Origin of the sequence: Aestuariimicrobium sp. p3-SID1156, assembly GCF_025144225.1 — a bacterium.
GTDB lineage: Bacteria > Actinomycetota > Actinomycetes > Propionibacteriales > Propionibacteriaceae > Aestuariimicrobium.
This window is the reverse complement of sequence record NZ_JALXXB010000009.1, coordinates 15,888-34,602: the sequence shown is the minus strand read 5'-3', so window position 1 is coordinate 34,602 and position 18,715 is coordinate 15,888. Positions and strand designations below refer to the sequence as shown.

The 18,715-nt window shown below is 66.9% G+C and carries 25 protein-coding genes; all 25 read left to right on the top strand.

Annotation, left to right across the window (positions count from 1 at the left end):
• The first annotated feature begins 15 nt into the window (after nt 1-15).
• Nucleotides 16-369: a hypothetical protein gene (locus tag M3G03_RS10095; RefSeq protein WP_259809605.1), complete on the top strand. Its 354-nt coding sequence runs from the start codon at nt 16-18 to the stop codon at nt 367-369.
• Nucleotides 369-2,045, top strand: coding sequence for a hypothetical protein (locus M3G03_RS10090; protein WP_259809603.1), 1,677 nt, complete (start codon nt 369-371; stop codon nt 2,043-2,045). The genes M3G03_RS10095 and M3G03_RS10090 overlap by 1 nt, the downstream gene beginning before the upstream one ends.
• Nucleotides 2,038-3,399 carry a phage portal protein gene (locus tag M3G03_RS10085; RefSeq protein WP_259809601.1) on the top strand — a complete coding sequence of 454 codons (1,362 nt, stop codon included), beginning with the start codon at nt 2,038-2,040 and terminating at the stop codon, nt 3,397-3,399. The genes M3G03_RS10090 and M3G03_RS10085 overlap by 8 nt, the downstream gene beginning before the upstream one ends.
• Nucleotides 3,383-4,231 carry a hypothetical protein gene (locus M3G03_RS10080; RefSeq protein WP_259809598.1) on the top strand — a complete coding sequence of 283 codons (849 nt, stop codon included), beginning with the start codon at nt 3,383-3,385 and terminating at the stop codon, nt 4,229-4,231. Before M3G03_RS10085 ends, M3G03_RS10080 begins: the two co-directional genes overlap by 17 nt.
• Nucleotides 4,232-4,284: 53 nt before the next feature.
• Nucleotides 4,285-4,896, top strand: coding sequence for a hypothetical protein (locus M3G03_RS10075; protein ID WP_259809597.1), 612 nt, complete (start codon nt 4,285-4,287; stop codon nt 4,894-4,896).
• A 30-nt stretch (nt 4,897-4,926) separates the two neighbouring features.
• A complete protein-coding gene (locus tag M3G03_RS10070; RefSeq protein WP_259809596.1) occupies nt 4,927-5,298 on the top strand; it encodes a hypothetical protein in 372 nt (123 codons plus the stop codon).
• A complete protein-coding gene (locus tag M3G03_RS10065) occupies nt 5,298-6,311 on the top strand; it encodes a major capsid protein (protein WP_259809595.1) in 1,014 nt (337 codons plus the stop codon). The genes M3G03_RS10070 and M3G03_RS10065 overlap by 1 nt, the downstream gene beginning before the upstream one ends.
• Nucleotides 6,312-6,316: 5 nt before the next feature.
• Nucleotides 6,317-6,625: a hypothetical protein gene (locus M3G03_RS10060; RefSeq protein WP_259809594.1), complete on the top strand. Its 309-nt coding sequence runs from the start codon at nt 6,317-6,319 to the stop codon at nt 6,623-6,625.
• A 16-nt stretch (nt 6,626-6,641) separates the two neighbouring features.
• Nucleotides 6,642-7,040 carry a hypothetical protein gene (locus M3G03_RS10055; RefSeq protein WP_259809592.1) on the top strand — a complete coding sequence of 133 codons (399 nt, stop codon included), beginning with the start codon at nt 6,642-6,644 and terminating at the stop codon, nt 7,038-7,040.
• Nucleotides 7,028-7,468 (top strand): DUF6093 family protein, encoded by a 441-nt coding sequence (locus M3G03_RS10050; RefSeq protein ID WP_259809591.1) that lies wholly within the window; start codon nt 7,028-7,030, stop codon nt 7,466-7,468. The genes M3G03_RS10055 and M3G03_RS10050 overlap by 13 nt, the downstream gene beginning before the upstream one ends.
• Nucleotides 7,428-7,790 (top strand): HK97-gp10 family putative phage morphogenesis protein, encoded by a 363-nt coding sequence (locus tag M3G03_RS10045; RefSeq protein WP_259809588.1) that lies wholly within the window; start codon nt 7,428-7,430, stop codon nt 7,788-7,790. Before M3G03_RS10050 ends, M3G03_RS10045 begins: the two co-directional genes overlap by 41 nt.
• Nucleotides 7,787-8,185 carry a hypothetical protein gene (locus tag M3G03_RS10040; RefSeq protein ID WP_259809585.1) on the top strand — a complete coding sequence of 133 codons (399 nt, stop codon included), beginning with the start codon at nt 7,787-7,789 and terminating at the stop codon, nt 8,183-8,185. The genes M3G03_RS10045 and M3G03_RS10040 overlap by 4 nt, the downstream gene beginning before the upstream one ends.
• Nucleotides 8,178-8,405, top strand: a complete 228-nt coding sequence (locus M3G03_RS10035; RefSeq protein WP_259809582.1) for a hypothetical protein — start codon at nt 8,178-8,180, stop codon at nt 8,403-8,405. Before M3G03_RS10040 ends, M3G03_RS10035 begins: the two co-directional genes overlap by 8 nt.
• Entirely contained in the window at nt 8,405-8,920 is a 516-nt protein-coding gene (locus M3G03_RS10030; protein WP_259809580.1) for a hypothetical protein, read from the top strand. Before M3G03_RS10035 ends, M3G03_RS10030 begins: the two co-directional genes overlap by 1 nt.
• Nucleotides 8,921-9,006: 86 nt before the next feature.
• Complete coding sequence (locus tag M3G03_RS10025; RefSeq protein ID WP_259809579.1) at nt 9,007-9,552, top strand: hypothetical protein; 546 nt, start codon at nt 9,007-9,009, stop codon at nt 9,550-9,552.
• Between the two features lie 62 nt (nt 9,553-9,614).
• A complete protein-coding gene (locus M3G03_RS10020) occupies nt 9,615-9,980 on the top strand; it encodes a hypothetical protein (protein ID WP_259809577.1) in 366 nt (121 codons plus the stop codon).
• Entirely contained in the window at nt 9,980-13,054 is a 3,075-nt protein-coding gene (locus M3G03_RS10015; protein WP_259809576.1) for a phage tail tape measure protein, read from the top strand. The genes M3G03_RS10020 and M3G03_RS10015 overlap by 1 nt, the downstream gene beginning before the upstream one ends.
• A complete protein-coding gene (locus tag M3G03_RS10010; protein WP_259809575.1) occupies nt 13,051-13,857 on the top strand; it encodes a hypothetical protein in 807 nt (268 codons plus the stop codon). Before M3G03_RS10015 ends, M3G03_RS10010 begins: the two co-directional genes overlap by 4 nt.
• Complete coding sequence (locus M3G03_RS10005) at nt 13,848-15,008, top strand: hypothetical protein (protein ID WP_259809572.1); 1,161 nt, start codon at nt 13,848-13,850, stop codon at nt 15,006-15,008. The genes M3G03_RS10010 and M3G03_RS10005 overlap by 10 nt, the downstream gene beginning before the upstream one ends.
• Entirely contained in the window at nt 15,008-15,643 is a 636-nt protein-coding gene (locus M3G03_RS10000; protein ID WP_259809570.1) for a hypothetical protein, read from the top strand. The genes M3G03_RS10005 and M3G03_RS10000 overlap by 1 nt, the downstream gene beginning before the upstream one ends.
• A 42-nt stretch (nt 15,644-15,685) precedes the next feature.
• On the top strand, nt 15,686-16,915 hold the full coding sequence (locus M3G03_RS09995; RefSeq protein WP_259809568.1) for a glycosyl hydrolase family 28-related protein: 1,230 nt from the start codon (nt 15,686-15,688) through the stop codon (nt 16,913-16,915).
• Between the two features lie 102 nt (nt 16,916-17,017).
• Nucleotides 17,018-17,164 carry a hypothetical protein gene (locus tag M3G03_RS09990; protein WP_259809566.1) on the top strand — a complete coding sequence of 49 codons (147 nt, stop codon included), beginning with the start codon at nt 17,018-17,020 and terminating at the stop codon, nt 17,162-17,164.
• A gap of 11 nt (nt 17,165-17,175) precedes the next feature.
• Nucleotides 17,176-17,595, top strand: a complete 420-nt coding sequence (locus tag M3G03_RS09985) for a hypothetical protein (RefSeq protein ID WP_259809564.1) — start codon at nt 17,176-17,178, stop codon at nt 17,593-17,595.
• A gap of 13 nt (nt 17,596-17,608) precedes the next feature.
• Nucleotides 17,609-17,914 carry a hypothetical protein gene (locus M3G03_RS09980; RefSeq protein ID WP_259809561.1) on the top strand — a complete coding sequence of 102 codons (306 nt, stop codon included), beginning with the start codon at nt 17,609-17,611 and terminating at the stop codon, nt 17,912-17,914.
• Nucleotides 17,907-18,713 carry a hypothetical protein gene (locus M3G03_RS09975; RefSeq protein WP_259809559.1) on the top strand — a complete coding sequence of 269 codons (807 nt, stop codon included), beginning with the start codon at nt 17,907-17,909 and terminating at the stop codon, nt 18,711-18,713. The genes M3G03_RS09980 and M3G03_RS09975 overlap by 8 nt, the downstream gene beginning before the upstream one ends.
• Nucleotides 18,714-18,715: the final 2 nt, after the last annotated feature.

Here is an 18,715-nt window from a genome sequence, read left to right as displayed (position 1 = left end):
CCCAGGAGGCGCGCCATGTCCCAGCCTCATGATGCCCTCGGCCCCGGTGGCCGCGAGCTGTGGAGCCAGATCTCTGATGCCCATGACCTCGACGCCAACCAGCGGGTGTTGCTGCTAGAGGCTTGCCGCGCCAAGGATCGGTGCGACTTGCTGACTGCCGCGATGGCCCCGCTCGACCCCATGGAGTGGGGCAAGCTGGCTGACCAGGCGAATAGCACTGCGAACTACCTCAAGCAGATTTTGGCTGCGATGCGCCTGCCAGATGAGGCGGGGAAGCGGCCGCAGCAGCGTGGTGGCGCCCGTGGCGCCTATGTTGCTGGTGGTAAGACTTCGGCGGCCACCAAGGCTGCCGCTCGCTGGGGCTCGTAGTGTTCAAGCCCGCGTTCGACGGGCAGAAGTGCAGCCTCGGCTACCAGGTGGTCGAGTGGCTGGAGGCGTACTGCTGCCATGGTCCCGGCGATGCCGAGGGCGATCCGCTGGACTTCCGGCAGGACCCTGAGCATGAGCGGTTCATCATCGACGCCTATGAGCTGGATCCGGTCACTGGCCGTCGTGTCAAGGAGAAGGCGGTCCTCAAGGAGCCGAAGGGGCGCGCAAAGTCCGAGCTCGCCGGCCTGATCGCTGTGGCCGAGTCGTTGGCCCCTGTTCGTTTCGACGGCTGGGACGCCGATGGGCAGCCTGTGGGTCGTCCGGTGCGCTCGCCGTTCATCCGTTGCCTGGCGACCGAGGAGAAGCAGTCAGGCAACACGTTCCAGAACATCGCGTTCGTGATGGGCGAGTGGGGGCAGGACAACCATCCCGAGGTGTTCGGCGGCATCAAGGGCATCGGCGACTATCGCTCGGCCATGAACATCTACCTTCCTGGCGGCGGCGAGTGTCGCAGCTCGAGCAGTGGCGCCGCGTCGAAGGACGGCGGCAAGGAGACTTTTGTGGTCCCTGACGAGGTTCACCTGTACGTCTTGCCTGAGCTTCGCAGCATGTACGCCACCGTGATGCGCAACCTGCCCAAGCGCAAGAGCGCTGAGCCGTGGGCGCTGCTGACGACGACTGCCTGCAAGTTGGGCGAACAGTCGGTGTGGGAGTCGCTGGAGGGCATGTATCAGCGCAAGGAGCTGGGGCCTGAGTGGCTCCTGCGCATCGTTGAGGCGAAGGGCCGCATCGACATCCAGGATCGGGAGCGGACGCTTCGCCAGTTGCGAGAGGTGTATGGCTCGGCGATGCATCCCGAGACGGGGTGGATGTCCCCGGAGCGCACCTACCGGACGATGTTGGACCCGAACGAGTGCCGCGACGAGGCCGAGGCGGCCCGCTACTACTTGAACCGTTCGATGCCGGGCGATGATGCGTGGATCTCGAAGAAGTCGGTCGAGCTTGCCCAGGTGGGCGAGCCGGTGACTTCCTCCGATGTCGAGGACGTCCTTGCAGTCGTGGAGGCCGGGACGGCTATCTCGATCGGCTTCGATGGTTCGTTGAACGACGACTCCACTGCGATTCGTGGCTGTCGTATGGCGGACGGCTTTCGGTTCACGATCGGATTGTGGGAGAAGCCCGAGGGGCCTGCTGGCGCCGGCTGGGAGGTTCCCCGCAGCGAAGTGCTGGAACGGTTCCGGTGGGCGCTGCGGACCTACGCCGTGTCACGTGCCTACTGCGACCCGCACGAGTGGCGCACTGACATTGACAGTCTCGCTGCCGAGTTCGGCGAGCAGGTTGTAATCCCTTGGTCAACCTCGCGTGACAACGCGATGGGGGCGGCGCTGGACACGTTGCGTGTGGACATCCTCAAGGGCGACTCGCTGCAGACCAGAGATGCGGCGATCTTGACCCACTACGGCAACGCCTACAAACGCAAGAAGGGCACCGTTGTGCTGGTGCGCAAGGAGTACCCGAACAGTCCCCGCAAGATCGACGGCGTCGTGACCGACGCGCTCGCCTATGAAGCCCGCCGTGACGCGATCGCTGCGGGCTGGTCGCCGATACCAACCGACAAGCGCAAGGCCGTGTTCTTCCGCACCACTGCCTCGACAGACAGGAGACGCCGTGGCTGACCTCCCGCTGTCCGTTCTGACCGACGACGAGAAGAAGCTCGTCCAGGGGCTGGCCCGAGTCTCGCAAAGCGAGTCGAGGCGGCTGGGGCTGCTGGAGAAGTACCGCGACGCCGAGCAGACGGTGCGCCATATCGGTATCGCCGTGCCCCCCGAGCTCCGCGATTTTGAGGCGACTGTCAACGTGCCGGGCATGGCGGTGCGCGAGATCGTGCAGCGGCAGGCTCTCAAGGCGTTCGTCCGCACCGGGGACGAGCAGCCGGACAGCGCGCTGCAGGAGGCGTGGGAGTACAACAACCTGGACTCCCAGTCGATCCTGTGCCACAAGGACGCCCGCACATTTGGGCGCGCGTTCGTCTCAGTGGGGACCAATCCCGAGGAGGGCGAGCCGCCGTTGATCACCGTGGAGCCCGCTCGAGGCATGGCCGTGTCGGTGGATCGCCGTCGGCGCGTGCTCAAGGCCGCACTGCGCACCTACGAGGATGAGTTCTCCCGTGAGCGGATGGCGACTCTGTACCTGCCGGACTCGACCCTGTACCTGATCCGCAAGGGTCGGGGCTGGACCATTGACGAGCGCGACGACCACAACTTCGGCCGCCTGCCGCTGGTGATGTTCCTCAACGACCCGGTGGCCGGGAAGTTCGAGGGCCGCTCGGCGATGTCGGACGTCATCCCGAAGGTGGACGCGATCTCGCGGACACTGACCAACATGCAGGTGGCCTCCGAGGCTGCCGCGATCCCCCAGAACGTGATCTTCGGCGCTGACGAGGATGACTTCCTGGACGAGAACGGCGACCCAATCCCCGCGTGGGAGGCGTACTGGACCAAGCTCAAGGCGATCGCCAACGAGAAGGGCCACATCGGCACCCTGTCTCCTGCTGACCTCAAGAACTTCACCCACATGGTGGACCGCTTCCTCGTGTGGTGTGCGATCGAGTTGGGCCTGCCGACCCGGTATGCCGGCATGGACACCACCAACCCGGCGTCGGAGGGCGCTGTGGTGGCTGACGAGTTCCGGCTGGTGAAGCGCGTCGAGAACACGAACCTGCTGGATGGGGACTCGTGGTCGTGGGTGATGGGCCTGCATCAGGAGTTTGCCACCGGTGAGACCCCGGCGCGCAACTCGATCCGGGCGTTGTGGCACAACCCGGCCACCCCGACCTACAGCCAGCGCGTCGATGGGGTGCTCAAGCTCAAGAGCGCTGGGCTGGTGTCGCGTCGTGGGGCGTGGGACGAGATGGGCTGGTCGCCGGAGCGCAAGAAGCGCGAGCTCCAGTACATGGCTCAGGAGGCCGACGATCCTGTCCTGGCCCGTTTCGATGCCCTGCTGAACACCGACAATGGTCAGCCCGCCTGAGTCCACGCTGGCGCTCTACGGCGCGCAGCTGAGGCGCTCAAATGGGGCCGCGCTGTTGGCGTTGCATGAGTGGCAGCTGGTGGGCGGCCGTGGCGACTGGCTGGCCCAGTGGCAGAAGCGCATCCCCCGCGTGGCTGCGATCGTGGGGGCTGCGCAGGTCACGGCCGCGTCTGAGGCCGCGGGCAATGTGCCCGAGGCGCTGGAGGACACTGGCTTCCCTGAGCGCCAGTTGGCTGTCGTGGAGCCCAAGCGCTTCGCCGGCTGGACTGAGCACGCGCCGCTGTTAGTGGTGCTGTCCTCGCCAGTCATCAAGGCTCGCATGGCGTCCGGGTCTGAGGATGAGATGCTGGCTGCTGGCGGCCGCTGGCTGGAGCGCATGGTTTCGACGCTGGTGGCTGATGCCGGTCGTGCCGCCTCCGGTGTGCAGATCGCTGCCACCGAGGACACGGGCTGGGTGCGCTATGAGCCGGCGCCTTACTGCCAGCGGTGCGCTCCGCTGGTGGGCAAGTGGTTCCGCCATTCGCAGGGTTTCCAGCGGCATCCGCAGTGCCCGGCGGTGCATCGCCCCGCGTCCCGTCGTGAGCCGCCACGGGGCTATGCGAGCCGCCCCGACCCTGACCAGGTGAAAGACCTCACCGAGGCGCAGAAGAAGGCGCTGGCCGATGGCGCGGATCTGTTCAAGGTGGTCAACTCGCACCGCCACAAGCGGATGGAGCCCGCGGGCATTGGCAACGTCAACCGCCGCGGAACTCCGGCGTGGATCTACGCGCAGGCAGGCGACGACCGCGCCGCCGCCGTCCGCCTGTTCCGCCAGTTCGGCTACCTCAAGTAGCCCCACAATTCCCCGCGCCGGGACGGCGCACCAAACGGACGGAGACCGTCACCATGCCCGATTCCCTGATGCCCGCCGAGCTGTGCGAGATCATCGCCACCCACCGCGCCCTGTTCGGCGGCTTCACCATGCAGGCCGACGCCACCGAGGCCCCCGCCGAGGGCGACAAGGGCGTGGACAAGGCTCAGCAGCAGCCCTCGGACGGCTTCAAGTCCGAGCACTCCAAGAGTGCCGTCCTCGCCGATCTGGCGACTGAGCGCGACAAGCGGCAGGCGCTGGAGGCCGAGGTTGCCAAGCTGGCCCCACTGCAGAAGCTGGTGGAGGCGCTGGCACCCGAGGCGCAGTCCGCCGAGGACTCCACACAGGCCGCGCTTGACGCAATCACCCAGCGTCTAGCGGCCGCCGAGCATCGCGCCCTGGTGGCCGAGCATGGCGAGGGCCTGAGTGATGAGGACAAGGCGATCCTCTCCAAGATTTCCGACCCCGATGTCATGGGGGAGGTTGCAGCGCGCATGCGAGACGCCACCAGCGCTGAACGGCCGGGGATGACCCGGCGCAATCCGAAGCCTGACCGGTCCGCCGGTCAGGGCGGCGACGTGAAGTCGTCCGGCTCTGTGGCTTCGGGGCGTGACCTGTACCGGGAACGCCATCCCCAGAAGAACTGATCCAACACCACAGGAGGACTCATGCCTCGCATGAAGATCGAATCCATTGGTGGGGGCGACCAGAGCTGGCTGGCGAGTGACCACGGCATGTTCAATGCCCGCACCGCCACCATCGACGTGTCGACCTTCACCAAGGCCACCCACTACCCCGATGGGGTGCTCAAGTCGGGCACCGCCGTCAACGCTGCCGCCGAGGGCGCAGTGAAGCCGTGGACGGGCGCCACCGGCGAGAAGCTCGGCTTCCTGCTGACCGACCAGTCCGTCGACGGCCAGACCAAGATTCCTGCGCCGATCCTGCGCCACGGGATGGTCAAGACCGCTCGCCTGCCGATCACCTGGGTGGCTCCGACCACCGCCAGCGACGCGGCCGGCTTCACCTTCATCACTGAGGCAGGTGCCTGATGGCTCTCTGGACTGACATCATCACTCCCGCGGAACTGACCGGCTATGCCCGCTCGTTCCAGGCTGACTACGAGGCCCGGAACGGCTCGCTGACCGCCTTCCTGCCCAACAAGGACGTGACCGACACTGTCGTGCGCTTCATGATGGGCGACTCTGGCCTGGTGGAGGAAGCGCGTTACCGCGCCTTCGACGCTGAGCCCGAGGTTGGCCGCAAGCGCCCCGGCAAGCGCGTCGTGATCGAGCTGCCCGCCGTCTCCCAGGAGATTCCGGTCAGCGAGTACCAGCAGCTTCGTGCCCGCAACGCGAGCGACGAGACCCTGCGCAACGAGATCTTCAAGACCACCGAACAGGTTGTCCGCGCGATCTCCGACCGTGTCGAGCGCACTCGTGGCGTCGTGCTGAACACCGGCAAGGCGACCATCAACCAGAGCAACTACATCTCGGACGACGACTTCGGCCGCGATGCCGCCCTGACCTTCACCGCCCCGGCGCTGTGGTCCGCGGCTGGCACCGACGCTCTGGGGCAGCTGCAGACCTGGCTGGACCTGTACGTCTCGAAGGCCGGCGTGCAGCCGGGCGCGATCGTCATGGGCAACCGTGCGCTGCGTGCGCTCGGTGCTACCTCCGGCATGGCCACCCAGCTGCTGAACGGCGCGAGCCGTGCTGCCACGCTGAGCGAGCTGCAGAACACCGTGCAGGGTGCTGGGCTGCCGCCCATTCATCTGTACAACCGCCGCACCTCGGCTGGTCTCGTGCTGCCCGACACCCAGGTGCTGTTCCTGCCCGCCCCGGTTGCCCCCGATGGCGAGTCGGAACTCGGTGCGACCTTCTGGGGTGAGACCCTCACCGCCCTCGACCCGGATTACGCGATCGAGGATGGCGAGACCCCCGGAATCGTGACTGGCGTGTACCGCAACGAGAAGCCGCCGATGATCGCTGAGGTCGTGGGCGACTCGATCAACCTGCCGGTGCTGGCCAACGCCAACCTGTCGATGTCGGTCAAGGTGCTCTGATCGCCGTGGCGAAGCTGATCGAGGGCACTGTCGTGCCCGACCCGAAGACCAGCGAGCCCGTGCATCTTGTGGCCGGGTCGGACGTCCCCGAGTGGGCGTCCGACCTGGTCGGCGCGCACCTGCTGGCCGAGGATGCCGCCGAGCCGGAGGCCGGCGAGGACAAGGCTGTCGACTACTCCAAGCTGACCGTCGCTGAGCTGCACGAGCTCATCGAGGATCGCAACGCCGAGCGCGACGAGGCCGAGAAGGTCGTCGCCGCCGGCGCCAAGAAGGACGAGCTGATCGCGGCCCTGGTGGCCGACGACGCTCGCTGACCGAGAGGGGGCGCTCATGCTCGTTTCCGTCGATGACGTGGCGGCCCAGATGGGCGCCCCTTTCCCTCTGGGTGATGTTGCGCAGCGCCGCCTCGAGTTTGCCATCTTGGATGCGGAGGCGATGTTGGTCGACCACTTCGGGGACCTGTCCGGCTTCGATCCCGACCGCCTGATGCGGGTGATCCGTTGGGCTGTCGCCGAGTGGGCTGCGCAGCCGGGCGCCGGGGTTGTCTCGCAGGAGACGAGCGTGGACGATGCTCGCACCGCCACCCGCTGGGAGAACGGCGCGCGCGAGAGCTTGCGCGACATCCTTGCCCGCTACTGGGGCGACCTGACACCTGAGCGCCGCCGTCGTCGTGGCGCGTTCACCATCTCCCCGTCCTACCAGCCGGGGCTGCGCAGGTGGCCGCATTGATCGGCCAAGATATTGTCGCCGCCCTGCCTGCCCTGCGCGCTGAGGCTGAGTCGCTGATGGTGGACCTCGGCACCATCGAGCGCGTCGACGGTTTCGACCTCGACCCGGACAATGGGCAGCGCGTGGAGCGCTGGAAGGTTGTCGCGCAGACGCCTGTTCGCGTGGTGCGCGTGACTGTTGCTGATCTGCAGTCGTCCACCGGCGGGCAGAACCTGACGCAGGCCGTCGTGGAGGTGCGCGCCCCATGGAGCCTGTCCGACCTGCTTGTGGGCGACCGCATCGTCCTGACTGCCTCGGCCGACTCGCGCCTGTTGGGTGTGCCCATCGTCGTCTCTGAGATTGACCATGCCACTCATGCCGTGGCCCGACGCTTCCGGGGGGTGCTTGATGAAGATCGACAACTCGCAGTTGCGGAAGTTGAAGGTTGACCTTGAGTCGTCCTCGCCGCGTGTGGGTCGAAAGGTGGCCCGCGTGGTGCGTTCGTCCGGCACGGAGCTGGAGCGTGTGATGAAGGCCAACGCCCCCGTGGGTGCCACCGGCGACCTGCGCGACTCCATCGGCGTCACCTTTTACGGCGATGGTCGCTCGGGGGGCATGTCCGCTGTCGTGGGTCCCACCGTGCGCTATGGCCTGTTCCAGGAGCGGGGCACCGCGAAGATGGCAGCCCAGCCGTTCGCCGGTCCCGCGTTGCAGGCCGTTGATCCCCGCTTCACTGCTGGCATCACTGCTGCGCTGGAGGTGTTCGAGTGAACGCCGAGGACATCCTCAAGGCCTGCGAGGATGCGCTGCGGGCCAACCTCGTCGGGACTGATGTCCTGGTGGGCGAGGTTCCCAGGACGCCGCTGCGCCCCTATGTCGTCCTCACCAGCTATGCCCCCACGCCCGGTATCCGCAAGGTGTCGGGCCATTCGCACCGTGACGTGCAGACCGTGCTGGCCATGTCGGTCAACAATTCGCTGATCGGTTGCCTGTTCACTGCTCGGAAGGTGCGTGACGTGCTGGATGAGTTGCGGCTGGGGCATGGCTGGTCGCTGCGCTACGCGTTCGCGTCTGCCCCGATCCCCGCCGAGAACGCCGGGGACTTTCGCTGGTCCACCACTGCTGATTTCACCTGCCGCCCTCCCCGAAGGAGTTCCCGTGATTGACCCTGTCCGCGTCCGTGTTGTCGCCACCGGCCACCATGCCACCATTTCGCAGGCTGCCTATAAGGCTGACAGCGGCAAGTATGCGCTGCTCAAGGGCGAGGCCACCGATGTCAACGGTCGCCCGCTGCCCGGTAAGCCGCGAACCCAGATCACCGGCGCGCCCGCGTCGGAGGCCACCCCGGCCACGAACACCACCGAGGCCACCAAGGAGGCCAACTGATGAGTGCAACCATTACCGAGTACAACCCGGACGGCATGGAGACTGCTGGCAACAGCCGGATCGTTGTCATCCCGACCGTCGCCGACATCAACAAGATCACTGTGGCCGAGTGGAACTCTGGCACCGCGATTGAGTGCGCCACCACGGCGTTCGGCTTGAACGTTGACGTGCAGATGCGTGAGCGGCGGATGCTGTGTGACAAGATCGCCCGCCAGACCCCCGGCGCCCGCAACGTTTCTGTGGAGGCTCTGGTGCTGGAGCTGGGCGACCCGCAGGCCGAGAACGCCCTGATGGAGCTGCTGTCTGAGGATGCCCGCGTGGTCATTGCTCACCGTCCCGGCGTTGAGCACACCGATGCTGCGGCTGCCGGGCAGAAGTACGAGGCGGTGTCGGTCATTGTTGCCAGCCAGACTCTTGTGGCGCTGTCGAACGAGGATGGGCAGACCTACGAGGCCACGCACGCGCTGGCCGTGCAGGCCAAGAGCAAGGGCCTGTTCTCTGCCCTCGTGGCCTGACCGCCCCCTCCACCCATACCCCAGCCCCCGACGTTTGGCTCCGCGTCGGGGGCTGGTCTGTCCCCGGAGCCTGATTGGAGCCAACCATGACTGACAAGCCCGCCGTTGACTACCGCGCCCTGCTGAATGCCCGTATCAGCGGCGACAAGCGCCCCACCGACCGCGCCACCATCTGCCTGGACCCTGAGGCTGCCGATGCGCTGGAGATCGCCGTCGGCAGGCTGGAGGCTGTTGAGCGTTCCCAGCCGCAGCCGGTGGAGGGTGAGCGCCGCCCGACCAAGCTGGCGGGTGATCCGCTGGCGAAGGCTCGCAAGGCTGCCGAGGAGGCGCAGAAGGCTGTGGATGCGGCGTCCATCGTTGTGGTGATGATGGGGCTGCCGGAGGCCGAGTATCGCGCCCTGATGGCCGGGTGGAAGCAGAAGCCCGAGGATGAGCAGACCGACGACACCGACTTGGTGAGGCGCTGTCTGCATCGCGTGGAGGCGCTGGACGGCACGCCCGCTGATCTGACTCCCGAGGATCTGATGCGGCTGTACCCGCACCTGTCAGCGGGTGAGCGGGGCAAGCTCGCCAGTGCCGCGCTCCGGGCCAACAACTACGCGCCGGACGTGGATTTTTTCGCCAAGCGGTAGCCGAGTCCGCGGAAGTCCGGCGCGACATCAAGACCGCGCTGGATCTCGGCATCGCGCCGACCGTGCTGTGGGGGCGGGAGTCACTGACTGTCCCCACAGACCTCGGCACGTGGTCCACCCCTGCATGGCTGACGACTGACCTGCTGCTGCTGGACCTGTGGCGCGAGTACCAGGACACCCTGTGCCCCGGCTGTGGCGACCCGATCGCCTCCCATGCGGGCAAGACGTACCACGACTACTCCAGTGCCGCGTTCGTGTGCCCTGCCCAGATTGCGCTGGACAAGGCGCAGACGCAGCAGGCGAAGCGTGATGGGCACAAGGACGCCAAGACCAACCCTGAGCGTGCCCGGACGTGGGTGATGGGACCTCGCCAGTTCATCAGTGACTACACCGCGGCGATGAAGAAGTTGCTGACCAAGGAGGGCTGATGGCCGACAAGAGTGTGCGGGTAGTCCTCTCAGCGAATGTGGGCGGCTACAAGTCGGCCATGGAGCAGGCTGCCGCCAGCACCGGCAAGGTGGTTTCGGCCACCGACAAGCTGGCCCAGCAGAAGGGTTTTGAACACCTTGGGCGGGCTGCTGTCCTCGGGTCGGTGGCTGCCGTTGGCGCCATTGGTGCGATGGTCGGCAAGTTCGCCGAGTTCGATGAGGTTATGTCGCAGGTGGGCGCCGCCACTGGTGCGAGTGCTGCCGACCTCGACAAGCTTCGCAAGGCCGCGATGGACGCTGGTGCGGAGTTCGGGCAGTTCTCCAGCACGGAGGCTGCCGGGGCTATCGAGGAGCTGGGCAAGGCTGGCCTGTCCACCTCCGAGATCATCGGTGGTGGTCTGACTGGCGCGCTCGCGCTGGCCGCCTCTGACGGTATGCAGGTTGCTGCTGCTGCCGAGTTGACTGCCGACGCTCTGATGATGTTCGGCAAGACGGGTGCGGACGCCACCCATGTGGCTGACCTGCTGGCTCAGGGTGCTGGTGCTGCGACCGGCTCGGCGCGTGACCTTGGCATGGCGTTGTCGCAGGTGGGCGCGGTCGCAAACTCGATGGGCCTCACCATCGAGGACACGACGACCAGCCTTGCCCTGTTCGCCGCCAACGGCATCAAGGGCTCCGACGCCGGCACGTCGCTCAAGACGATGTTGATGTCGCTGGCGAACCCGTCGAAGAAGGCCGCCAACACGATGCTCGAATTGGGCATCAACGCTTTCGACGCGTCCGGCAACTTCGTGGGGATGCGCGACCTGGCTGGCCAGCTGGAATCCAAGCTTTCCGACTTGTCAGTGGAGCAGCGCAACGCCGCCCTCGCCACGATGTTCGGTTCGGACGCCATGCGTGTGGCCTCGATTCTCACCACCAAGGGCGCTGAGGGCTACGACGCGATGTCGAAGTCCATGGCTGGTTTCGGGTCTGCCGCGGAGATGGCCGCGAAGCGTACCGACAACCTCAAGGGTGATCTTGCCGAGCTGGGTGGCTCGTGGGAGAACCTGATGATCGCCATGGGTGGCTCCGCGAATGGGCCGCTGCGCGACCTGGTGCAGGGCTTGACTGGGCTCACTGATTTTGCTGCCCGGCACCAGACGTTGACCGCTGTGCTCGGCGGCACGGTGGCTGGTGTTGCTGGGCTGGCCGCTGGCGCCATCGGCGTGGTCAGGACTGCTGCCGCGCTGCGGGAGGTGTCGGCGGCCATCAAGTCGCTGGAGATCGCCCAGAACGTGACCGGTGGGGTCAAGGCGCTCGTCACCGAACTGACCAGCCTGCGCAGCATGACGAGTGCGTCGATCGGACTCAGCGCCATCGCTGCCGCCATGGTCACACTGGAGGCCTTGCCTGACAAAGCCGCTGTCTCGACCGACTCCTATGGTCGGGCGCTGCTGGCCGTCGCACGAAATGCCCCGAATGCGAAGCGGTCGCTGGATGACCTGATCTCGTCGGGCATCGACAACTGGGGGTATCGCGCCAGCGACCAGATCCACAACCTGGCTGACGCCTTCCGTGGGCTGGAAAAGACCTCGTGGCTTGGGAAGCACATCGGCAACCTGGGCAAGAGCCTCGGCCAGATGGCGAACATCAAGGTTGATACTCGCTGGACCACACTGGTCGACAACGTCAAGAACCTGGACTCGGCGCTGTCCACAATGAACACGAAGGACCATGCTGCCGCGTTCGCCCATATCGGGGCGTCTGCAAAGCAGGCCGGGTTGGGCGCGGACCAGCTGGCCAAGCACATGCCCCAGACCATGGAGGCGATGCGCAAGGCTGCCGCCGATGTGGGCGTGCTCAACCTGTCCAACCAGGATCTCGTGGATTGGATGGGCGGCAAGGTCCCCGCCGCCGTGCAGAAGGGTGCGGCTGCCGCGAAGGCCGCAGGCAAGGACGTCACCGCGCTGGCGGACGCCTCGAAGATGAGCGCCGCCGCCTCGGAGGCTGCCGCAAAGGCAGCCAAGGAGCAGCGCGACGCCTACTTCGATCTCAGCAATGTGGCACTGTCCGCCGTTGATGCCGAACTGGGCTACCAGGCTGCGCTGGATGACGCGGCGAAGTCGCTCAAGGAGCATGGCCGCACCCTCAACATGGACACCGATGCGGGCCGTGCGAACTGGCAGGCGCTGCAGAATCTCGCCAAGGCTCACCAGGCCGTGATGAAAACCCGCGCCGAGGAGGGTGCGACCCTTCCTGAGCTGCTCAAGTTGGGCGCCCGTCAACGCGCCGACATTGAGAAGATGGCGAAAGCCTATGGTATGGGCACCGCCGCGCTCGACGCCTACATCCAGAAGGCTGGACTCACGCCCGAGCAGATCATCACCGCCTTCTCGACCCCCGGGCTGGACAACGCGAAAAAGAAGACCACGGATCTGTCTGCCGCGCTCGGCGCAGTGCCGGGCTCCGTTGTCGCCAACGTGTCCGCACCCGGCGCCCAGGCAGCAATCGCGCACGCTCAGGGCCTGTCTGCCGCGCTCGGCATGGTGCCGGGCAGCACCGTCGCCAAGGTGGAGACCAAGGGCGCGGACGCTGCCGCTACGAAGGTTTGGGACCTGTCTGCCGCATTGGGCACGATTCGATCCAAGTCGGTAACCGTCACGGTGCGCGGCGTCACCACGGGCTCACTCGCTGCACTGGGCGCCGCGGGCTTCGGCATGGCTGAGGGCGGCGTCGTTGATTACTACGCCAACGGTGGAATGCGCGAGCGCCACGTTGCCCAGATCGCCCCTGCCGGGTCGTGGCGCGTGTGGGGCGAGCCGGAGACTGGCGGCGAGGCCTACATCCCGCTGGCGGCCTCGAAGCGTGCCCGGTCTTTGGACATCCTTGAGGAAGTCGCCCGCCGCTTCAACCGGCAGGTGGTGCCCTACGCGGCAGGTGGCGTCAACGCCCCCGCTGCGCCGTCTGGTGGGTCACGACTGAACAACGTCCAGAACATCTACGGTCCCGACCCCCAAGAGGTGGCGAGCCGCAGCATGTCGATGCTGCGCCACGAGCTGCGCGCCGCTGCTATCCCCGGAGGTGCAATGTGAGCCTGTGCCGTGCATACCTGGACGACTGGCACGCGCCGCGCAGCTGCACCACCATCACCCTCGACGGGCTGGAACTGTACGGCACTGACCCCGGCTTCGGCTACGGCGTGGAGCGTTTCGACGGCTGGGTCAATGGTGTGGACTTCGCTGGCGGCCCGGTGCCGTACGAGGCTGCTGACGGTGGCCTGATGGGCCAGATCGTGCGCCGTGGCCGCCTGATCGTCATTGAGGGCGTAGTGCAGGCGCGTGATGGTGGGGATCTGCAGCGGCGGATGGAGAAGTTGGGCGCTGTCCTGTCCGGTGAGCGTTCGGGTGACCTCGTGGTGCGCGAGGAATGGTTGGGCGTCCAGCGCATGGTGCGGGAGGTGACCCGGTTGCGTGCCCCGCAGATCACGCCGGAGACGTTGACTGAGGCGATCTTCACTCTGGAGTTGGCCTCGCCCCATTCTGTGCGGGTGGCTGCCCTCGAGTCGGTGCTCACTCTGCAGCCGGGCAAGTCGGGCACCGCCACCAATGCGGGGAACCTGCCCGCTGAGGCGACCCTCATTTTGCGCGGCCCGCTCGCCAACCCCAGCATCACCATCGCCGGGCAGCAGTGGCGCTACGAGGGGTCAGTGTCCAGCGGCAAGAGCCTGCGTGTGGACCTTGCCCGCCGTGACGTGCGTGACCCTGCCACCAACACCGGCAGCCGCCGGCAGGCGTTCGGGGCGTGGCCCACCATCCCGCCGGGCGCATCCGCTGTCACTGCGGGCGGCACCGGGCAGGGCACCAGCGAGCTTCACTGGCGGTCGACATGGAGCTGAGGTTCTACAGCGCCGCGATGCTCAGCGGAAAAATTGACAGCTACGAGTTGCCGCTGTCGAATGTGCGGTTCTCTGACTCCTTCACGCAGGTGGGCAGCTTCGAGGCCGATCTCGACATGCGCCGCGTGGTGCAGATGGCTGGCCTGGACCCAACCCGACCATCGGCTGCAGCGTTCGCCGAATGTGAGCGGGTGCTGCGGCTGGTGCAGCGCGGCAACCGCACCATGGTGCCGATCCGTGAGGACATTGACGCAGGCACCAGCCGCCCTGCATGGGACCGTCCGATGGGCGAGTGGTGGGTGGAGAGCACCAGCCGCACCCACGCCTCCCCCGTGGTCCGCATCACCGGCAGGACGTGGCGCGGCTATTTCGACCAGAACGTCATGACCAAGAATTGGAACCTGGCGTCGGTTGACCGCGTGGCCCAGTTCCGGCAACTCATCACCGACCTCACCACCTCGGGCAATGAAGTGCAGCTCGACCCCGGCTCTGGTGGCACCACCGCCGTCCCCAAAGGCCCGTTCAAAGCCGAAGCCGGCAAAGACATGTACGGCGCGAAGATGCGCGAGCTGCAGGGTGATGCGTTCGAGTGGGACATCAACGTCGAGTTGACCGCGCCCGACCAGCTGCGCCGCTACCTCCGCCTCTACACCCCCGAGATCCGGGGCGACCGCACCGACACCGCGCTGGAGGCGGTCACACCGGGCAGCATCCCCGCCGGCGTGGTCGACATCAGCGATGAGCAGTCGGTGGAGCAGTTGTGTTTCGACATGTGGGCGTGGGGGTCGGGTGCTGGTGCTGACCAGCCGCAGGCGCGTCCTCGCGCTGTCCGCCCGCCAGGGTTCCCCCGCTGGTCACGGTCGTGGACCGGCAGCAACGCCACCACCGATGAGGGGGTGGCACGCGACGGGGCACGCGCCATCCGCGAACTCACCGCGCAATATCAGCCGTTCCAGGTGGAAGTCGCCTCCGATGCAATGCCGACTGGTGGGCCGGTGCTGGGCCACGCCTACACGTGGATCAAGGAGCCGTCGCTGTCCATGCCAACCTCGGAGCGTGGCACGGCCCGTCTCGTCGGCTGGGAATGGCGACAGCCGCGCCCCGGCGAACCCGACACGTTCACCCTGTCCCTGCTGCGAGAGAACCCCTGATGCGCGACTCCGACCTGAACACCGCCACGCTGGCGGCCACGCTGCGGGAGATGATGCGCCGCATCAACGACCTCGCCACCCGCCCGCTGGGTCGCGTCACGCTCGGGCCGGGCGATGGGCAAATCCGGGTCACCGACGCCAACGGCAACACCATCACCACCCTGTCTGGGGATGACGGCTGGACCGCCGCTGTGGACGGCAGCCAGGCCGACGTGCCCTCGCTGCTGACGGGCCTCAAAACGGACATGGTGGGTGTCAAATCCGATTTGGGGAGGAAGGCGTGGACCACCTACGTCGATGGCCGTTTCACTGAACAGGCCGGCACCATCGCCAAAAAAGCGTGGACCACATGGGTGAACCAAGTCGACCGGGCCCGCTACAACGGGGATGTCGCGCTGAAACGGGAACTTGGTAAGCGTGCCACTAAATCGGAGTTGAACGCGCTCAAGAATGCTTACGGCTCCGAAATCGACGGGATTAAATCCCGCCTTCGAGCACTGGAGGACAAGACCGGCTCCCCCGGCTACGGGGGCGGCTACACCCCACCGCCCAACTATGGCGACGATTTGGCGCCCGGTGTGGGCGACATTCTGGAGCCCGGCAACTGGGGACCAGGCAGCCCAGACCCGAACTAACCACCAATTCACAAAGCATTCACAACTAAGGCAGGACTTCATATGGCGATCACGCGGCGCACCGTCACCATCAAGGCCACAGACTTCCCCGGCGAACGCATCGGCACCGGCGACGTCGTGACTTTCACCCTGCCGTGCGACCTGAACGACACCGACGGCACCATCATCAAGGCCGGGTCGTGGGAGGTGCCGGTGCCCGGCAGTGTCGACCTGCCCGTCTACGACAATGCGGTGGCCACACAGGACGGGATGCGCTCCTGGTACATCGAAGTGTGCAAGAGCTGGCACAAGCAACACCCCTACCGCATCCAGGTGCCCGCCGGGTCGGGCAGTGTCGCGCTCGGCTCCATCCCCGCCCTGTCCCCGCTCACCCCCGCTGAGGCACGGTTCGCGCTCGCCACCGCCTCAGTGCGCCCCGTGCCCGGCACCGACTGGGGCGGCTGGGGCACCGTGCAAGGCTCCAACCTGGCGCTCACCCTCACCGTCCCCGACAGCCCGGGCGGCGGCGGTGTCGGGCTGGGCATCGTCAACGTCCTCACCTATGGCGCCGTCGGGGATGGGGTCGCTGACGACACCGCAGCCATCGAAGCCGCCGCCAACGCGGCAGGGGTCGAAGGGGTTGTGTTCTTCCCCCCGCACCTCACCTTCCGCACCACCCGCACGATCACCATGCCGGTCCCGCAGCGCTGGATCGGGGTGACTCCCAGCCAGAACACGCCCAATGCGACCGCTGCGACCGCCATCAAGGTGGACCACAACGGGATCGGTGTCGTCTGCCACTCGGGCCACATTCAGGGCATCCGTTTCCAGGGGCGGGGTGCGGGAGCAACCGGCTGCATCGGCATCAAAATCGCGGGCGCCGCCACCATCCAGGACGTGTTCCTGGTCGACTTCGCTGAGGCCATCAACATGAACCAGGCCTGGTATGTGTATCTGGACCGTGTGTTCACCCGCTGGAATGGGTTGGCTCTGCGCATCGACTACTGCTACAACGTGTCGCTCGTCAACTTCCGGGTGAGCGGGCTGCAGCGCACCGCCGACACCTACGGTCGCGGCATCATCATGACCGACCGCTCCATGGTCAAAATGCACGGCGGCAGCATCGAGCAGTACACCACCGGGATTGAGATGGGCTCCGACCAACACCTCTACATGTCCGGCGTCTACATGGAGAGCTACAGCCCCGGCGCAGTCGGGGTGAAGTTCGGCGCCCAGCGTTCCAGCCTCAAAGCCACCGGCTGCGAGGTATACCTCGACAACCATGCGGCGTGACTGCACTGCGGCGCCGGATATGCCGGCGACTGCCTCGTCGCCAACGCCAATCATTTCAAGGCGTCAGCGAACTTCACCGGCAGCGGCACCAGCTACGCCTACATGCTCAACGCGCACGGCACCTTGCAGTCCTCGCTTGGCCCGGACTCGTGGGGCAACGTCACCGGCAAAACCGGCTACCGGTACGCGAACCTCTCGGCCGCGAACGGCGGCTCCATCATCACCCCCATCGGCGCCACCATCGGCTGACAGGAGGCGTCATGCTTGCCCGCCTAGCCCGCGTCCCCGCGCTGCTGGTCAGCCTAACCATCATCCTCGGCATCACCCACGCCGGGCTGGCGGTGCTGCACCTGCTAAGGCTCGCCGCCCCCACCCGCAAACCATCCATCGCCCCCGAATCCGTGCTCGACGCCATCGCATTCGTGGACGCCAGGCAGTGGGCAGCGGTAAACATCCTCGCCGCACTATGCCTCATCATCGGCGGCATCATGCGCCACCCCATCCCCGCACTGATCGGCTGCGCCGCCTCCGTCGCCTGCACCGGAGTATGGGGACTGCCGCTGATCGTGTGGTCACTGAGCGTGAACCCACCCGCGTCGCTGGCTGCACCACTCCTGCTGCTCATGCTGGCGCTGCCCCTCGCCGTGCTGCTGGCAGGTGTCTGGTCCGAACGCGACTGAGGGGAGGCTGCCGGTGGTTGACAGCCTCGCCAACATCATCAACCTGCTGGTCCTCGTCCTCGTCATGGGCGCAGGTTCCACGCTGGGACTCTCACGCCGCAACCGCCGCCTCATCCGACGACAGGCCCGCGACCTCGAAGCCGCCGAGGGATGGCGCTACGAGGTGCTGCGCACCATCCGACGCCACAACCTGATCCACCACCCCGACACCGACGACCACACCGTGACGCTGCCAGAAGCACCCGAATGGATGGTCACCGACGAACCCGAGGACCCCTTGCCCATCCCCCTGCCCAAGCTGGGAGGCCCCCATGCCTGAGTCACGCCACGCCCTGGAGGCCGAGCGGGCGATCACCCGCGACCAGTCGTGGCAGGTCCGCCTGTGGCTTGCGGTCGCCGTTGTCGCCGTCATCGTCGCCGCTGTCGCCTCGCACCTGGTGACCCGTGCCGAAGCTGCACGCGAACTGGAGGCGGCGCAGGCCGCCCAGAATGCGGCTGCTGCCGAAACCCTCATCGAACGCATCAAGGCCGAATGCGCCAAACCGAACTCTGCCGAGGGCCGCACCTTCCGCGAGTCCGGGCTGTGCGAGCAGGCCCAGCAGGTCGCCTCGCAGGTGCAGCAAACCGACGACCCGCAACTCGGCCCACCCGGACCGGCAGGCCCACCCGGACCCTCCGGCAGCCCCGGACTCAACGGCAGCGACGGACGCGACGGGCCCCCCGGCAGCCCCGGCAGCCCCGGCCCCAGCGGACTACCCGGCGCGGATGGGGAACCCGGCCCCAGCGGACAGCCGGGCACCGACGCCACCGGCCTGCCCGGTGCAGACGGCAGCGCCGGGGCACCCGGTGCCGACTCCACCATCGCAGGCCCGGCAGGTCCGGCAGGACCAGCAGGCAAGAACGGGAAGGACGGCGCACCCGGACGCGGCATTACCTCCCTCGCATGCGAGGACGGCGCACTGGTCGCCACCCTCACAGACGGCACCACCGTCACCATCGCCGGAGCAACCGCGTGCAAGGCACTGCCGACCGTCACCGAACCCGGACCCACCATCACCGAACCCGGACCGACAGTCACCGTGACCGCAAACCCGACCGAGCCAACACCGACACCCTGAAC

Excerpts from the sequence above, each read along its gene's own strand:
- M3G03_RS10000 (WP_259809570.1), top strand. The coding sequence starts at position 15,008 with ATGCGCGACTCCGACCTGAACACCGCCACGCTGGCGGCCACGCTGCGG.
- M3G03_RS10030 (WP_259809580.1), top strand. The coding sequence starts at position 8,405 with ATGAGTGCAACCATTACCGAGTACAACCCGGACGGCATGGAGACTGCT.
- M3G03_RS10065 (WP_259809595.1), top strand. The coding sequence starts at position 5,298 with ATGGCTCTCTGGACTGACATCATCACTCCCGCGGAACTGACCGGCTAT.
- M3G03_RS10080 (WP_259809598.1), top strand. The coding sequence starts at position 3,383 with ATGGTCAGCCCGCCTGAGTCCACGCTGGCGCTCTACGGCGCGCAGCTG.
- M3G03_RS10045 (WP_259809588.1), top strand. The coding sequence starts at position 7,428 with ATGAAGATCGACAACTCGCAGTTGCGGAAGTTGAAGGTTGACCTTGAG.
- M3G03_RS09990 (WP_259809566.1), top strand. The coding sequence starts at position 17,018 with ATGCTCAACGCGCACGGCACCTTGCAGTCCTCGCTTGGCCCGGACTCG.
- M3G03_RS09995 (WP_259809568.1), top strand. The coding sequence starts at position 15,686 with ATGGCGATCACGCGGCGCACCGTCACCATCAAGGCCACAGACTTCCCC.
- M3G03_RS09975 (WP_259809559.1), top strand. The coding sequence starts at position 17,907 with ATGCCTGAGTCACGCCACGCCCTGGAGGCCGAGCGGGCGATCACCCGC.
- M3G03_RS09985 (WP_259809564.1), top strand. The coding sequence starts at position 17,176 with ATGCTTGCCCGCCTAGCCCGCGTCCCCGCGCTGCTGGTCAGCCTAACC.
- M3G03_RS10095 (WP_259809605.1), top strand. The coding sequence starts at position 16 with ATGTCCCAGCCTCATGATGCCCTCGGCCCCGGTGGCCGCGAGCTGTGG.
- M3G03_RS10070 (WP_259809596.1), top strand. The coding sequence starts at position 4,927 with ATGAAGATCGAATCCATTGGTGGGGGCGACCAGAGCTGGCTGGCGAGT.
- M3G03_RS10075 (WP_259809597.1), top strand. The coding sequence starts at position 4,285 with ATGCCCGATTCCCTGATGCCCGCCGAGCTGTGCGAGATCATCGCCACC.
- M3G03_RS10015 (WP_259809576.1), top strand. The coding sequence starts at position 9,980 with ATGGCCGACAAGAGTGTGCGGGTAGTCCTCTCAGCGAATGTGGGCGGC.
- M3G03_RS10005 (WP_259809572.1), top strand. The coding sequence starts at position 13,848 with ATGGAGCTGAGGTTCTACAGCGCCGCGATGCTCAGCGGAAAAATTGAC.
- M3G03_RS10055 (WP_259809592.1), top strand. The coding sequence starts at position 6,642 with ATGCTCGTTTCCGTCGATGACGTGGCGGCCCAGATGGGCGCCCCTTTC.
- M3G03_RS10025 (WP_259809579.1), top strand. The coding sequence starts at position 9,007 with ATGACTGACAAGCCCGCCGTTGACTACCGCGCCCTGCTGAATGCCCGT.